A 16427-nucleotide genomic window follows, 5' to 3' on the forward strand; every position below is an offset into this window, starting at 1 on the left:
TATCCGTGTACAAATCAAAAAATGTCATTTACTTCCAAACCGACCTAAAAATTCTTGAACCAACCCTTCATCCGCTCAAATACCTGTTGCATTGATGTTCCTGATAACTTCATCGGCTGCTTTCGGTCCTGCTGATCCATTCCTGCCAGCAGCAATCCCACCCCGGTGGCATAGCGTGCGTTATGCATCACCTCCGACAACCCACCTTCGTATTGCGGCAATCCCAACCGTACTGGCATATGAAAGACCTCCTCACCTAGCTCCACCATGCCCTGCATTGCTGCAGAGCCCCCTGTAATCACGATGCCTGAACGCATCAGCTCTTCAAATCCACTGCGGCGCAATTCCGCCTGCACCATTTCATACAACTCCAGCACGCGCGGCTCGATGACTTCAGCCAGCAACTGCCGTGACATCTGCCGTGCACCACGCTCGCCCACACCGGGCACTTCTAACATGTCATGCGCCCCCGCAAGCTGGCGCAAAGCACAACCATGGGCTATTTTCAGGTCTTCCGCGTCTTTTAGCGGCGTACGTAATGCCAGCCCGATATCATTGGTGATCTGATCACCGGCGATAGGTATCACAGCGGTATGGCGGATTGCACCTTGGGTAAATACCGCGATGTCGGTAGTACCGCCACCGATATCCACCAGCGCCACGCCAAGATCCTTTTCGTCTTCAGTCAGCACTGCCATGGCTGAAGCGAGTGGCTGCAACACCAGATCACTCACTTCCAGCCCGCAACGACGTACGCATTTAATGATGTTTTGCGCTGCCGATACCGCACCGGTGACGATATGGACTTTGACTTCCAGCCGCACGCCACTCATACCCAGTGGCTCGCGCACGTCTTCCTGGCCGTCGACCAGATATTCCTGGGGCAGGATATGCAGAATCTGCTGATCCGTCGGAATATTCACTGCGCGCGCGGTTTCTATGACTTTATCGACATCAAACTGCGTCACTTCTTTGTCTTTGATCGGCACCATGCCGTGCGAATTAAAGCTCTTGATATGGCTACCCGCGATGCCGGTATAAACTTCTGTGATCTTGCAGTCCGCCATCAATTCCGCTTCTTCCAGCGCACGCTGAATAGCATTGACGGTGGACTCGATATTGACCACCACCCCTTTTTTCAGACCGCGTGAAGGATGACTGCCCATACCAACGACTTCCATACGCCCTTCAGGCAATATTTCCGCTACGATGGCAATCACTTTGGAAGTGCCGATATCCAAACCAACAATTAATTCTCTTGTATCTCTCTGCCTGCTCATACCGATTTCCCCTGTCCTTGCACTGCCTGCGCCTTGTCGCCTGGTTTGGTCGCCAACAAGCGCACTGCAAACCCTTTCGGATAGCGCAAATCTACGCCACCCACTGCCACGCCTAACGAAGCCATCGTCGTCGGATATAACTTCACCCAACGTGCCAGACGCTCTGCAGCCTGTTCTCTACCGAGTGCTATACTCATCCCGTTATCCAATGTCACCCACCAGCTCCGTCTGTCATTCAAAGTCACTGCAACAGGTTTTGATTTAAGTGGTGCCAGTATTTTTTCGTAATCCATCCATGCCTGCGCTACTTCATGCTCACTGCCTGCGGGTCCGCTCAAGTGCGGCAGACTCAAATCGCTCGCAGCTTTGAACACCTCGCCGTAACTGTTCAGTAATGCGTCATCGTTCCAGCGTGCCAGCGGCTTATGTTCCTCCAGCGTCACCACCAGACCATCAGGCCACTGCCGGCGCACACTTGCATCACGCACCCATGGCAGCTTGATAAACGCAGCCCGTGTTGCTTCCAGGTCAGTTGAAAAGAAATTACCCGTCAATCGTTGCTGCACCACTAGCTTTGCCTGCTCGGTAGTCACATGGTGCGCACCCACGATCTTAATTTCGCGCAAATCAAAACTATCCAGCCGCGACAGCATTACCACACCTGCCCACAGCATTAATGCAGCCGTTCCCCACAGCGCCAGGCGCGTCAGTTTGGCTAGCGCTACTTCGTCATCCCACACGGGCCTGCTCCAGTATCGCCAACACCAGTTCGTCGAACGTCATGCCTGCTGCCCGTGCCGCCATTGGCACCAGACTGTGATCGGTCATGCCTGGCGAGGTATTCGCCTCCAGGAAATACGGATTACCCGCTGCATCCAGCATCACATCCAGTCGTGCCCAACCGCGGCAACCCAGCACATTAAACGCTTTTTTTGCCAGCAACTGGATAGCTTGCTCCTGCTCGGCGGGTAGTCCGCACGGCACACGATATTCCGTATCATCACGCAGATACTTGGCTTCAAAATCGTAAAATTCCTTTTTCGGAATCAGCCGTATCATTGGCAATGCCTTGTCGCCCAGAATCGCGCAGGTATATTCACCGCCTTCAATAAACTGCTCAGCCAGCACCAACGCATCAAACTGCGCCGCTTTTTCCCAGGCCTCACGCAATGTACCGGCTTGCGTCACTTTACTCATACCGATGCTGGAACCTTCACGTACCGGTTTCACAAAAATCGGCAAACCCAGACGCCGCTCAACTGCTTCAAAATCCGTATCTTCTGCCAACAGCGCATATTCCGGTGTAGGCACGCCTGCCGCCTGCCACAACAGCTTGGTACGCCATTTATCCATTGCCAGTGCGGAAGCCATCACACCGCTGCCGGTATACGGTATTTCCATCCATTCCAGCGCGCCTTGCACCGTGCCATCCTCGCCAAACCGCCCATGCAGGGATATCATCACCCGGTCAAAACCCTCTGCAGCCAATTCGGCCAGATCCTTACCCGCCGGGTCAAACGCATGCGCATCTACCCCTTGCCGCAACAATGCGGTCAGCACTGCATTACCACTGTTCAGCGACACTTCACGCTCAGCGGAGCGACCACCTAATAACACACCTACTTTTCCAAACTGGCTCATGCCTCACCCCTTAACCTGTCGCCTATCACTCGCACTTCGCGCTGCAGCGTTACGCCGCATTGCTCAGCTACCGTTGTCGCCACAAGATCAATTAAATCCTCTATATCTGCCGCACTCGCCTGACCGGCGTTCACAATAAAATTGGCATGCTTAGTCGACACTTGCGCCCCACCCAACAACTTGCCTTTTAATCCGCAGCTCTCTATCAAGCGTGCAGCAAAATCACCTTGCGGATTGCGAAATACCGAACCCGCATTCGGCTGCCCCAAGGGCTGGCTGGCAATGCGCCGTTGCAGCAAGTCTTTGATTACCTGCTTCGATGCAGCACCATCACCGATCTGCAACTCAAACCAGCCACCGACAAACCATTCTTCATTCGCTTCACGCAACGCCACATGGCGATAATCCAGTTCGTACTCGGCACGTTCACGCTTGCGCACTTGGCCCTGACGGTTGATGGTCAGCGCACTGCTGGCTATCAGCCAGGTTTCACTGCCATAGCAACCCGCATTCATCGCCAGCGCACCGCCAACCGTGCCTGGAATGCCGGCCATGAACTCAGCGCCAACCAGATCATGCCCGGCAGCAAATCGCGCCAACTTTGGTGCAGCTACGCCAGCCTCGGCGTAGATCACTCCTGATGAAGCCTGCTTGCTCTCCAGTCGTATTTCCCGCAATGCGCCATGCAGCAGGATCACCGCGCCACGCACGCCACCATCACGCACCAGCAAATTACTACCCAGCCCTATGCAATACACCGGCATATCGGCTGGCAAATTATTCAGATACACCGCCATATCGGCCACGTCTGCCGGGATGTAGAGCTGCTCTGCCACCCCGCCGGCACGCCAGCTGACATGCTTGGCCATAGGCTCATTCAGCCGCAGCTCACCACGCAAACCCTGCTGCGGGTTTACTGCAGACATTGCCGCTGTCATTTCAGCGCACACGCGCCACCTCAGCTATCAACCCCGGGGTTGCACCAATTGAGCCAGCGCCCATGGTCAGTACGACATCGCCGTCCTGCACTGTGCTTAGTACCATCTCAGGCATATCGCTTATCTGCTCTACAAATATCGGCTCTACCTTGCCGGCTACGCGTAACGCCCGTGCCAGCGCCCTGCCATCCGCCGCCACAATCGGCGCTTCGCCTGCCGCATATACTTCGGCCAGCAGCAGCACATCTACGCTAGACAATACTTTGACGAAATCTTCAAACACATCGCGGGTACGCGTATAACGGTGCGGCTGAAACGCCAGCACCAGACGCCGTCCGGGGAAAGCTGCTCGCGCTGCGGCGATGGTCGCTGCCATTTCCACCGGGTGATGCCCGTAGTCATCCACCAGCGTAAACGTACCGCCAGCCGCAACCGGGATTTCGCCATAGCGCTGAAACCGGCGCCCCACACCACTAAAATCAGCCAGTGCCTTGGCAATAGCTGCTTCCGGCGCACCGACCTCGAGGCCAATGGCTATCGCCGCAAGCGCATTCAATACGTTATGCACACCCGGCAAATTCAGCGTGACATCCATCACATGTCGCCCACCGCCATTAACTACGCCAAAGTGCATTTGGCCGCCATCGTGGCGCACATTAATCGCGCGGATATCGGCGGCTTCGCTCAGACCGTAACTGGTAACCGGTTTGGTGATTGCCGACATAATGTCACGTACATTGGCATCATCAATGCACAACACTGCTCGGCCATAGAAAGGGACGTGTTCGACAAAATCTACGAATGCCTGTTTCAGCCGGCTAAAGTCATGGCCATAAGTTTCCATATGGTCAGCATCGATGTTGGTCACCACCGCGAGCACCGGGGTCAGATGCAGAAATGACGCATCCGATTCATCCGCCTCAACCACGATGAATTCGCCCTGCCCCAACCGCGCATTGGCACCGGCGGCTTCAAGTCTTCCGCCGATAACAAAGGTTGGATCCATACCCGCTTGTGCGAGAATGCTGGTTACCAGTGATGTTGTTGTTGTCTTGCCGTGAGTACCGGCAATCGCAATACCCTGACGCAGCCGCATCAGTTCTGCCAGCATAATTGCGCGCGGCACCACGGGAATGGCGCGTTCACGGGCGGCCACAACTTCAGGGTTGTCCGCCTGCACGGCAGTCGAGGTTACGATGGCATCTGCTGCACCGACGTTATCTGCACTGTGGCCGTGAAATACCGTAATACCCAACCCGCTCAGCCTGCGGGTTGCTGTATTTTCTGCCATATCGGAACCGGTTACGACAAAGCCGAGATTCAACAACACCTCAGCTATACCGCTCATGCCTGAACCACCAATACCTACAAAATGTATCTGTTTAACTTTATGTTTCATTTGGCTAGTCCCATACAAACTTTTGCAACGGCTGCAGTAGCATCGGGCTTGGCGAGCAATTTGGCTTGCTGCGCCATCTTATTAAGCTGCTCGCGTTGCAACTGCAGCAATCCTGTCGCTAATTTCTCTGCTGTTAACTCGGTTTGCGGCATCAATATCGCAGCTCCTGCCGCTACCAGAAACTGAGCATTGGTGGTTTGATGATCGTCTACTGCATGTGGATATGGCACCAGCACGGATGGCACACCCGCCGCCGCCAGCTCTGCTACGGTCAACGCTCCTGCGCGGGTAATTGCCAGATCACTCCATGCATACACACTGGCCATATCAGCAATAAAATCTCGCACATCTGCTTTGACGCCTGCCGCAGCATAATTACCACGCAGGGTTTCCATATGCCGGGTTCCTGCCTGATGTATTACTTCCGGCCGTTGTGCTTCAGGGATCAAAGCCAGCGCTTTCGGTACCATTTCATTCAGTGCTGCTGCGCCCAGACTGCCCCCCACAACCAACAGATGTAGTTGCGCCTGAGTAGACACAGCTTTCACTGGCAATCCGGCAATATTTTCACGCACCGGGTTACCTAGCCAGACCGTGTCGACCTTGCCGCACGGTACCGGTCTGTCCTGCTGATTTTTAAACGCTGCCGGGAATCCAACCACGACTTTTTCAGCCAGACAGGCCAGTATGCGATTGCTTAATCCGGCAATGGAATTCTGCTCATGGATCACCAGCGGCTTACCTAACAACACCGCCATCATTCCGCCAGGGAAACTGGGGTAACCGCCCATGCCCAGCACCACATCAGGCCGGTGGCGCAACAATGCATTCAAAGCCTGAGCAAATGCAAGTAACAGCATCATCGGCAACATCAATTTGCGCAGCAGGCCGTTGCCGCGAATACCGCCCATCGTCAGCCAAGCCATGGTGTAACCGTGTTCCGGTACGATGCGCGATTCCATACCATTTTTAGTCCCAAGCCAGATCACCTGCCAACCCTGTTCGCGCATAGCTGCTGCGACGGCCAAACCTGGATAGATATGCCCACCGGTGCCGCCTGCCATGATCATGATAGTGCGTGTCATGTTCAGGTCCCCTTCTTGCCGCGCTTCAAGCAGCGGGTTTCAAAGTCGACTCTGAGCAATATTGCAATCGCCATGCAATTTGCCACGATACCGCTACCGCCAAACGACAAGAATGGCAGCGTCAACCCTTTGGTGGGCAACAAACCGACATTCACACCGATATTAATAGCCGCTTGCACTCCCAGCCAGATACCTATACCCATAGCGGTCAGCGCACAGAAGTGACGTTCCATCACCGCGGCCTGACGACCAATCTGGAACGCCCGCACTACCAGCCATGCGAACAGTATTATCACTGCCGCCACGCCGATAAAGCCCAGCTCCTCCGCGATCACAGCCAGCAGAAAATCGGTATGCGCTTCCGGCAAATAAAACAGTTTCTCCACGCTGCCACCCAGACCCAAACCTGTCCACTGACCGCGTCCGAATGCAATCAGTGCATGCGATAACTGATAGCCTTTGCCAAATGGATCCGCCCACGGATCCATGAATCCGACGATACGTTGCAGACGATACGGCGAGCTCCAGATCAGGCCGATGAAGCCCACCACCAGCAACACGATCAATCCGGCAAAAATACGCAGATTCAGTCCACCCAAAAACAACGCCGACATCGCGATTGCGATAATCACCACAAACGCACCGAAATCCGGCTCACGCAAGAGCAGAAAGCCGGTAAACAGGATGGCGATGAGCATCGGCAAAAACCCCTGCTTGAAGCTGTGCATGAATGCGGCTTTGCGTACGGTGTAATCTGCGGCATAAATTACTGCTGCCAGCTTCATCAGTTCAGAAGGTTGCAGATTAATAATGCCCAGCGGTAACCAGCGCTGGCTGCCGTTAACGTTGCGCCCTATCCCCGGTATCAGCACGATAGCCAGCAACACCAGCCCGCCCAGAAACAGCCACGGTGCAAAATGCTGCCATACCCGTATTGGCACCTGGAATGTGGCATAACCAGCCATCAGACCCACCACAATAAACATCGCATGGCGCATGAGAAAGAAAGTGGGATGATGGCCCGTCGCACGGTTCGCTTCAGCTATATCGATGGACGCGGAATACACCATCACCAGACCAAATGCCAGTAAAGCCGCCGTCAACCAGAGCAGTACGAAATCATATTCCGCCACATCGCGCCTGGATCTCACGGGTGCATTCATAGGGTGGCACCCCGTTCCAGCTGTTTAACTGCCGCAATAAACACATCCGCGCGGTGAGCATAATTTTTGAACATGTCGAAACTGGCACATGCAGGCGATAGCAACACCGCATCACCTGGCTTCGCCTGTTCGTAGGCAAGCGCTACAGCCTGCTCCATGCTTTCAGCACGCACTACCGGCACGCCGGCTGACACTATCGCTTCAGCAATCAGGTTGCCATCCCGGCCGATTTGCACCACTGCACGCGCTGATTGTTTCACTGCACCAGCCAGCGGGGTGAAATCCTGTCCTTTGCCATCGCCGCCTACTATCAGCACTACGGGTTTATCCATACCCTTTAATGCTGCTTCAGTTGCGCCGACGTTAGTGCCTTTGGAATCGTCATAAAAACTGACCCCGTTTATTTCCGCTACCCACTCCACACGATGTGGCAAACCTTTGAATTTACGCAGCGCATCCAGTATCGGTGTTTCCGGTAAATCCATTGCCTGGCATAATGCAAGTGCAGCAAGCGCGTTTGCTGCGTTGTGCAAACCCGCCAGTGGCAAATCGGCAATCGCCATTAATTTGCGTTTACCGCGACATAAATTGCCATCACGCACGCCATACTCATGTTCAGTTTCACTGGCATTCAGGCCGAAACTCAGTGTATTGCGATCCGTCCGCGCCATGGCCATGCTGCGCGCATCATCACGATTCAGCACCTGCACACCGCCCACATCAAATATCCGCGCCTTGGTCGCGGCATATTCATCAAGGCTGGCATAACGATCCAGATGATCTTCGCTGATATTCAGCACAGTTGCCGCGACCGGGTTGAGCGTAAATGTGGTTTCCAGTTGGAAACTCGACAGTTCCAGCACAAACACTTCCGTTTCCGGATGATCTTCCAGCGCATCCAGCACCGGTAGGCCGATGTTGCCAGCCATCAGGGTTTTTTTACCCGCAGCGCTGCACATCGCCGCCACCATACTGGTCACGGTACTTTTGCCATTCGAGCCAGTGATGGCTATTACTTTGGCATGGGAAGGCACTGCCTGTGCAAACAGCTCGACATCCCCCCACACCATGATGCCGCGCTGCATGGCGGACTGTATCAATTCATGCGCCAGCGGCACGCCCGGGCTGATAATGATACGGTCCGCCCAGACGAAATCTGCTTCCACAAACTTGCCCGTGGTAACAGGAACCTCGGGTAGCGCTTGCTGTAAGCGTGGTAAATTGGCTGGCGCAGCACTTGTATCGGCGACGCGCAGGTCTGCTCCGCGGTGTGCCAACCAGCGCGCCGCAGCCAGACCGCTATTACCCAGTCCCAGAATCAAGATATGTTGCCCGTACCAGTTCATGTTTTCGTTAACGTATTTTCAATGTTGATAAACCAATCAGCACCAGCATCATGGTGATAATCCAGAAACGCACTACCACTTGCGTTTCTTTCCAGCCCTTCAATTCATAGTGATGGTGCAACGGTGCCATGCGGAATACACGCTTGCCTGTCATTTTGAACGAGGCCACCTGTATAACCACGGATAAGGTTTCCACCACGAACACACCGCCCATGATGAACAGCACGATCTCCTGACGAGCGATCACCGCGACTACGCCCAGGGCTGCGCCCAGCGCCAGCGCACCGACGTCGCCCATAAACACTTCTGCCGGATAGGCGTTAAACCAGAGAAACGCCAGCCCTGCACCCGCTATGGATGCGCAGAACACTGCCAGCTCACCGGCACCCGGGATATGCGGCACACCCAGATAGCGGGAGAACTCGGCATGCCCGGCAACATAGGCAAAAATTGCCAGCGCTGACGCCACCATCACCGTCGGCATGATTGCCAGACCATCCAGACCATCGGTCAGATTGACCGCATTACTGGAGCCAACGATCACAAAATAGGTCAGCACAACGAAGCCCACCGTTCCCAGCGGGATCGCAATATGCTTGAAGAACGGCACGATCAGTTCGGTCTGTGCCGGCAACTCGGTGGAATAGGCGATGAACAGTGCTGCGCCCAAACCAAATACTGATTGCCAGAAATATTTAGCCTTGGCCGACAGTCCTTTGGGATTGCGGTATACCACTTTGCGGTAATCATCGACCCAGCCAACCGCGCCAAATCCAAGTGTAGTGAGCAGCGCGACCCACACGTAGCGATTACTCAAATCTCCCCACAGCAGGGTGGACACAGCAATTGACACTAATATCAACGCACCGCCCATGGTTGGTGTACCAGCTTTCACCAGATGCGATTGCGGGCCGTCGTCCCGTACCGACTGGCCAATTTTCATTGCAGTTAGTTTGCGAATTACATACGGGCCAACCATGAATGAAATGGTCAGCGAGGTCAGTGTCGCCAATACCGTACGCAGCGTAATGTAGCTAAACATATTGAAAGCGCGTAAATCTGACGACAAATGTTGAAATAGCCATAACAACATCAGGCTTGCTCCTCTAGAACTTTAACTACGCGCTCCATTTGCATGAAACGCGACCCCTTGACCAATACCGTCACATTCGCCATCAACTTTGGCAACAATGCCGCAGTTAATTCCTCTACGTTTGCAAAGTGCTGAGCACCGTTTCCGAATACCGCTACGGCATGGCGGCTTAACTCACCCAGCGCATACAGGCCATCTATGCCTGCACTTTTAGCCAATGCACCAATCTCGGCATGCAATGCCACTTCATCTGTGCCCAACTCGCCCATATCCCCAAGCACCAATAACCGTGTACCCGCTACGGCTGCCAGCACCTGTATCGCAGCGCGAGTCGAATCCGGGTTCGCGTTATAACTATCGTCAATGACGATGGCGCCCTGTCTGGCGGGTTTGCGCTGCAGCCGGCCATACACGCCTTTGAATCCCTGCAGCCCTGTCACAATCGCTTCGCCGTTAATGCCCAGCGCCATGGCTGCGGCGGCTGCTGCCAGTGCGTTCATCACGCTGTGCTCGCCTAAAACCGGCAATTGCAGGTCCAGCTGCATGATGGGTGAATTTATGTGCACGTCGCTATAAGCGGCATGCGCAACATAACTGCCGCACACTATCGTGGCGCGCTGCAAACCGAAATCCATCACTGCGCGCGTACCTGCTGACTGCCGCCACAGGGGCGCAAATACATCATCCGCATTAATTATTGCGACGCCATCTGTCGGCAATCCCAACAAAATCTCACCTTTCGCCGCCGCAATCGCCTCGACGGAACCAAGCATGCCGATATGCGCCGTGCCGGCATTATTGATGAGCGCCACGTCTGGCTGAGCCAGTCGGGTTAAATACGCGATCTCGCCCGCATGATTCATCCCCATCTCGATGACACCGTATTGATGCTGCGGCTGCAGACGCAGCAAAGTCAGCGGCATACCGATGTCATTGTTAAAATTCCCTTTGGTGGCTAATACAGCCTCATCCCCCACGGCCGCATGCAGTATCGCCGCCAGCATTTCCTTGACGCTGGTTTTGCCGCTACTTCCAGTCACGCCGATGATGCGAGCCGGCATCTGTTTACGCCAATAGGCTGCCAATTGACCCAGCGCCAGACGCGTATCCGCTACCACGAGTGCCGGCGACAATTCAGCCACACACTGGTTATCCACCATCACTGCTGCTGCCCCCGCATCCAGCGCGGCTTGTGCAAACTGATGACCGTCAAACTTTTCACCACGCAATGCAACAAACAGATCACCCGGCTGGATGTCCCGGCTATCTGTGGTTACTCGCGTAAATTCTGCTGCTCCGCGCGCCTTAGCGGCTATGGCCTGCGCTGCAACATTCAAGGTCATCATGCTCATGCGCGCGCCTCCAATGCTTGCTGGGCCACCGAAAGGTCGCTGAACGGATATTTAATCCCTGCAACTTCCTGATAGTCCTCATGCCCTTTACCTGCCACCAGCACCACATCGCCAGCCTGCGCCTGCGTGATTGCGGCACTGATTGCCTGCGCCCGATCCGCTATTACCATTTCCTGTCCATTCATCCCTGCGCGTATCTCGGCAATTATGGTTTGCGCGTCTTCGCCACGCGGATTATCCGAAGTCACCATGACCTGATCGGCCTGCTGCATCGCGATCGCGCCCATTAATGGCCGCTTGCCCGGATCTCTTTCTCCGCCACAACCGAATACGCACCACACTTTTCCGTCTTGATTCAATTCTCGTAAACTCATCAATACTTTTTCCAGCGCATCTGGCGTATGCGCATAATCAATCACCACTAATGGCTGCCCGCCCCCGCCGATTGCCTGCATGCGTCCCGCAACAGCGGTGACTGCAGACAGCGCTGTCACCGCATCGGTCAGCGCCACACCGCTCACCAGCATGGCAGCCAGACTCGCCAACAGGTTATGCGCGTTAAAACGCCCAAGCAACGGTGAACGCAGCTCCGTATTTCCCCAGTCTGTTTCAACCTGCATCACCAGCCCTGCAGTCGACAGATGCAAATTAGTGCAGCGCACATTACCTTGTTCAAAGCCATACCCAACTATCTGTACGCCATTTGTTGAACAGTTACGCGCAAGCTCACGGCCAAATTCGTCATCCTGATTCAGAATGGCGTAGCGCAAACCCGGCCAGGCAAACAACTTGGCCTTGGCTCCGGCATAGCTCGCCATGTCACCGTGATAATCCAGATGGTCGCGGGTCAGATTAGTCAGCACCGCCACATCAAATTGCACACCATTTACCCGCCCCTGATCCAGGCCGTGTGATGACACTTCCATCGCCACATTTTCTGCCCCGGCTGCGCGATAATCTGCCAAAGCCGCCTGCAACACTGCCGCATCGGGGGTGGTGTTGCCGGTGTAATCCAGCTCCGGCGGGAACCCATTTCCCAGCGTACCGATTACTGCCGTCTTGCGTCCCAGCGCGGTAAAACTTTGTGCCAGCCATTGCGTGCAGGAAGTTTTACCATTGGTGCCAGTCACTCCAATTACCCACATACCATCGGACGGATCGCCATATACCAGTGCAGCAATTTCGCCAATACTGTCTTTTAAATCCTGCACAGACACATTAGGCATTCCGGCAAATTCATCGGGCCAACTAAAATCTGCCGCTTCCCATAACACGGCCACAGCACCAGCCTTAATTGCCGCAGCAATATAACGGCGACCATCGCCCGCCTCGCCCGGATAAGCGGCAAACGCCATTCCTGGCCTGATTTGCCGGCTGTCTGCGGTCAAACCGGTTAATGCCACGCCCTGACGCGTCAATGCCGCCAGAATATTGGCGGCATTATGAAGAGCGGTGCGGCTCATGTTGACTCATCCTCGCCCACCACCGTGGTGGGCAATGACTGATGCACGATAGGTTTATCTGGCGCAACATCCATCTGACGTAGCGCGCTTTGCATCACTTTCTTAAACACCGGTGCAGACACAGTGCCACCATAATATTGACCCGCCGATGGCTCATCGACCATTACTGCAATAATCAGGCGCGGGTTACTGGCCGGCGCAAAACCAATAAATGAGGCAATGTATTTATCTGCTGAATAGCCGCCACGATCCGGCTTATGAGCCGTACCGGTCTTACCCGCCACGCGGTAACCATCCAGTGCGGCTTGCGGCGCGGTGCCTTCCGGTGTGATTACACTTTCCAGCATGGGGATCAATGCATCGGCGCTTTGTGCGCTGAACACACGCACACCGGCAGGGCCTGCCCCGGTTTGCTTAAGCATGGTCACCGGCTTCATCACACCATGATTGGTAAAAACCGTATAGGCACGCGCCAGTTGCAGCAAGCTCACCGAGATACCATTACCATACGACATGGTTGCCTGCTCGATAGGCCGCCAATGCTGGTATGGACGTAAACTGCCTGACGCAGCGCCAGGAAAACCGACACGCGGTACCGTGCCAAATCCGGCGTTATGCAATTCAGTCCACATGTATTCCGGCGACATCGACAGCGCCATCTTCGACGCACCGACGTTGCTGGATTTCTGGATTACCTGCGACACTGTCAACATGCCGTGCGGATGCGCATCGCGAATACGTTTCGGGCCGATCTGATAGCTGCCGTTTTCGGTATCGATCAGCGTATCCGGCTTATATTTACCGGTATCCATTGCAGCCGCCACTGTGAAAGGCTTCATAGTCGAACCTGGCTCATACTCATCCGTGACAGCATGATTGCGCATCTGCCATGGCTTCACGCCTTCGCGATTATTCGGATTGAATGACGGCACATTCGCCAACGCGAGAATCTCGCCGGTTTTTGCATCCAGTACCACAATCGCACCTGCCTTAGCCTTATTTGCCAGCACAGCCGCCTGCAGTTCGCGATAAGCGAGATACTGCAAGCGCATATCTATTGATAACACCAGGTCATGTCCGGGCTTAGGACTCATGATGCCTTCCACGTCCTCGAACACATTCCCTTTACGATCTTTCAACACCCGCCGACTGCCAGGTATCCCGGCCAGCCAGCTTTGATAAGCCAGCTCCATACCTTCCTGCCCGCTATCATCAATCCCGGTAAAACCCAACAAATGCGCCGCGACTTCCCCTGCAGGGTAGTAGCGGCGATATTCCCGTTGCAGTGACATGCCTGATATACCCAGCTTAGCCACCGCTTCTGCCTGATCTGGCGGCAAGCGACGTTTGATATAGACAAACTCGCGATCCTTCTGCGCCAGCTTGCCTTTCAATTCCGCTACCGGCATCTGCAACACAGTCGCCAGTTGTTTTAACTGACTAGCACTCACCTCCACCGAAGAAGGGTTAGCCCACAGAGACTCTACCGGTGTACTGATTGCCAATGGCTCGCCATTACGATCAGCGATCATGCCGCGATGCGCAGGCAACTCAACTACCCTGCTGGCCAGCGCATCGCCCTTGCGTTGCAAAAAATCGTGATGCAAGCCTTGCAAATACACCGCCCGCCCGGCCAGAACCAAAAACCCCGCCAGTATCAGCCCCAACACCAAACGCCCGCGCCATTGCTGTAAATGCAACTCCAGCAAATGGCTGGTTGGGCGAGTAGCAATACGACTCACGGCTGCACCTCAGCCGATTTTCCAGCATAGGCAATTTGCATATGCGCAGCATCAGGCAACTGCATTTGTAACTTTTCTATCGCTATTTTTTCGACTCGGGCATGCATGGCCCAAGTGCTTTGTTCTAACTGCAACTGCCCCCACTCCACCTCCAACTGGCGCTGCCTGGTCTGTTCCTGCTCCAATGCAACAAATGCTTTGCGCGCCTGATGCTGACTAGTCACCACCCCCAACGCACACAGCACAACCAGCAACAACATAAATAAATGAACGCGACTCATAGCGCTTCCATCACCCGCATCACGGCACTGCGTGCCCGCGGATTAGCCGCAATTTCCCTATCATCGGGTCGCGTGGCACGTCCGATCAATTTCATCTTGGCTGCAGGAATATCCACAGCGCGAATCGGCAATCTCGCCGGCAATGACGGCGGGCTGGATAATTCGCGCATGAAGCGCTTAACAATACGATCTTCCAGCGAATGAAAACTGATCACCACCAGACGGCCGCCCGAAGCAAGCAGAGCAACACAGTGCGGCAAGGCTAGCGACAACTCCTCAAGTTCGCGGTTGAGGTAAATCCGTATAGCCTGAAAGGTACGAGTCGCCGGGTTTTGCCCAGGCTCACGGGTAGGGACGACGGACGCGACGAGCTGCGCCAAATGTTTTGTGGTTGTGAGCGGCGTAATTGTTCTTTGCGCCACAACCGCCCTTGCAATCGACCTAGCATACCGCTCTTCACCATACTGACTAATCACCTCTTTTAACTCGGTCTCACCCACCTGCGCCAACCACTCTGCTGCAGTTGGACCGCGCGTAGTATCCATGCGCATATCCAGCGGTGCATCAAACCGGAAACTAAACCCGCGACTAGCATCATCCAATTGCGGTGAAGACACACCCAAATCCATCAATACGCCATTTACCTGGGTCACCCCACGCAGCGCCATTTCCTCGGCAACATGTTCAAAACCGCTATGTATCAGGGTAAAGCGGGGATCAGTGATAGCACTGCCGGCTGCAATTGCCATCGGATCTTTATCGAACGCGAACAGGCGACCATGCTCGCCCAACTTACTTAATATGAGCCGACTGTGCCCGCCGCGCCCGAAAGTAGCGTCGATATACGTACCATCCGGCTGAATATCCAATGCAGCAACTGCCGCTTCCAGCAGCACGGTCTCATGCTGCAAGCGCTCACTCACAGAGAGAATCCCGTTAGTTCTTCAGGCATCGCGCTGTCGGTAAACGTTAATGCCAAATCCATTTGTTCCTGCCAGCGTGACTCATTCCACAATTCAAATTTCGCACCCTGCCCCACCAGCACCACACTTTTTTCCAGACCCGCAAACTCGCGCAGCATGGCCGGCAACAAGATGCGACCTGTCGCATCCAGATCCAGATCTGCCGCATTACCCACCAGCAAACGCTGTAAACTGCGTGCCTGCGGATTGAAACTGGATAAGGCATTCAGCTTTTTTTCGATCGGCTCCCATTCCTGCAATGGGTACAGCAACAGGCACTTGCTTGGATCAGCCGTCACTACCACACGCCCGTCGCCCTGCGCTAACAGCACGTCACGATACTTCGACGGCACAGCGAGCCGTCCTTTTGTATCCAAACTGAGTGTTGTTACGCCACGAAACATGTTCTGCCTTTTAAAAAACCGGGGAGAAAATCCCCACTTTTCACCACTTATTACCACTTCTCACCACTATAGATAATAAAAATGGGAGGGTCAAGCAAGAAACAAGATTTTTTTAAATATTACAAGGACTTAGAAGCATAATTAAATGCTAATAAACAATCAAAATTAAGCACATAGCTAATATACTGAAAGTACACTATGAAGACTGAGCCAATGGCGTGCAGATCAAATAGAGAAAATCTCATTCACACACCGCTCTGAGGGAAAAACTGCCAGAA

The 16427-nt window shown here is 54.4% G+C and carries 15 protein-coding genes; all 15 read right to left on the reverse strand.

Features of this window, described 5'->3' with window-relative positions; all coding sequences use genetic code 11:
- Positions 1-44: 44 nt before the first annotated feature.
- From ftsA to mraZ, 15 genes are read right to left on the reverse strand one after another with little or no spacing between them, the layout of a single operon-like run.
- Complete coding sequence (gene ftsA / locus EJE49_RS05835) at positions 45-1280, reverse strand: cell division protein FtsA (protein ID WP_124949467.1); 1236 nt, start codon at positions 1278-1280, stop codon at positions 45-47.
- Positions 1277-2020 (reverse strand): cell division protein FtsQ/DivIB, encoded by a 744-nt coding sequence (locus tag EJE49_RS05840; protein WP_124949468.1) that lies wholly within the window; start codon positions 2018-2020, stop codon positions 1277-1279. Before EJE49_RS05840 ends, ftsA begins: the two co-directional genes overlap by 4 nt.
- Positions 2010-2921, reverse strand: coding sequence for a D-alanine--D-alanine ligase (locus tag EJE49_RS05845; RefSeq protein WP_124949469.1), 912 nt, complete (start codon positions 2919-2921; stop codon positions 2010-2012). Before EJE49_RS05845 ends, EJE49_RS05840 begins: the two co-directional genes overlap by 11 nt.
- Positions 2918-3847: a UDP-N-acetylmuramate dehydrogenase gene (murB, locus tag EJE49_RS05850; protein WP_124949470.1), complete on the reverse strand. Its 930-nt coding sequence runs from the start codon at positions 3845-3847 to the stop codon at positions 2918-2920. The genes EJE49_RS05845 and murB overlap by 4 nt, the downstream gene beginning before the upstream one ends.
- 13 nt (positions 3848-3860) lie before the next feature.
- Positions 3861-5258, reverse strand: coding sequence for a UDP-N-acetylmuramate--L-alanine ligase (gene murC / locus EJE49_RS05855; RefSeq protein WP_124949471.1), 1398 nt, complete (start codon positions 5256-5258; stop codon positions 3861-3863).
- On the reverse strand, positions 5255-6343 hold the full coding sequence (murG, locus tag EJE49_RS05860; RefSeq protein WP_124949472.1) for an undecaprenyldiphospho-muramoylpentapeptide beta-N-acetylglucosaminyltransferase: 1089 nt from the start codon (positions 6341-6343) through the stop codon (positions 5255-5257). Before murG ends, murC begins: the two co-directional genes overlap by 4 nt.
- Before the next feature lie 2 nt (positions 6344-6345).
- Positions 6346-7506 carry a putative lipid II flippase FtsW gene (gene ftsW / locus EJE49_RS05865; RefSeq protein WP_124949473.1) on the reverse strand — a complete coding sequence of 387 codons (1161 nt, stop codon included), beginning with the start codon at positions 7504-7506 and terminating at the stop codon, positions 6346-6348.
- Positions 7503-8852: a UDP-N-acetylmuramoyl-L-alanine--D-glutamate ligase gene (gene murD / locus EJE49_RS05870; RefSeq protein ID WP_124949474.1), complete on the reverse strand. Its 1350-nt coding sequence runs from the start codon at positions 8850-8852 to the stop codon at positions 7503-7505. Before murD ends, ftsW begins: the two co-directional genes overlap by 4 nt.
- A 7-nt stretch (positions 8853-8859) precedes the next feature.
- Complete coding sequence (gene mraY / locus EJE49_RS05875; RefSeq protein ID WP_124949475.1) at positions 8860-9945, reverse strand: phospho-N-acetylmuramoyl-pentapeptide-transferase; 1086 nt, start codon at positions 9943-9945, stop codon at positions 8860-8862.
- Positions 9945-11297 (reverse strand): UDP-N-acetylmuramoyl-tripeptide--D-alanyl-D-alanine ligase, encoded by a 1353-nt coding sequence (locus EJE49_RS05880; protein ID WP_306308183.1) that lies wholly within the window; start codon positions 11295-11297, stop codon positions 9945-9947. Before EJE49_RS05880 ends, mraY begins: the two co-directional genes overlap by 1 nt.
- Positions 11294-12760, reverse strand: coding sequence for a UDP-N-acetylmuramoyl-L-alanyl-D-glutamate--2,6-diaminopimelate ligase (locus EJE49_RS05885; RefSeq protein ID WP_124949476.1), 1467 nt, complete (start codon positions 12758-12760; stop codon positions 11294-11296). The genes EJE49_RS05880 and EJE49_RS05885 overlap by 4 nt, the downstream gene beginning before the upstream one ends.
- Positions 12757-14502: a peptidoglycan D,D-transpeptidase FtsI family protein gene (locus EJE49_RS05890; protein WP_223246767.1), complete on the reverse strand. Its 1746-nt coding sequence runs from the start codon at positions 14500-14502 to the stop codon at positions 12757-12759. Before EJE49_RS05890 ends, EJE49_RS05885 begins: the two co-directional genes overlap by 4 nt.
- Positions 14499-14783, reverse strand: a complete 285-nt coding sequence (gene ftsL / locus EJE49_RS05895; RefSeq protein WP_124949477.1) for a cell division protein FtsL — start codon at positions 14781-14783, stop codon at positions 14499-14501. Before ftsL ends, EJE49_RS05890 begins: the two co-directional genes overlap by 4 nt.
- Positions 14780-15706: a 16S rRNA (cytosine(1402)-N(4))-methyltransferase RsmH gene (rsmH, locus tag EJE49_RS05900; protein WP_124949478.1), complete on the reverse strand. Its 927-nt coding sequence runs from the start codon at positions 15704-15706 to the stop codon at positions 14780-14782. Before rsmH ends, ftsL begins: the two co-directional genes overlap by 4 nt.
- Positions 15703-16149: a division/cell wall cluster transcriptional repressor MraZ gene (gene mraZ, locus EJE49_RS05905; RefSeq protein WP_124949479.1), complete on the reverse strand. Its 447-nt coding sequence runs from the start codon at positions 16147-16149 to the stop codon at positions 15703-15705. The genes rsmH and mraZ overlap by 4 nt, the downstream gene beginning before the upstream one ends.
- Positions 16150-16427 lie beyond the last annotated feature (278 nt).

Source organism: Sulfuriferula thiophila (assembly GCF_003864975.1).
GTDB classification, from domain to species: Bacteria; Pseudomonadota; Gammaproteobacteria; order Burkholderiales; family Sulfuriferulaceae; genus Sulfuriferula; species Sulfuriferula thiophila.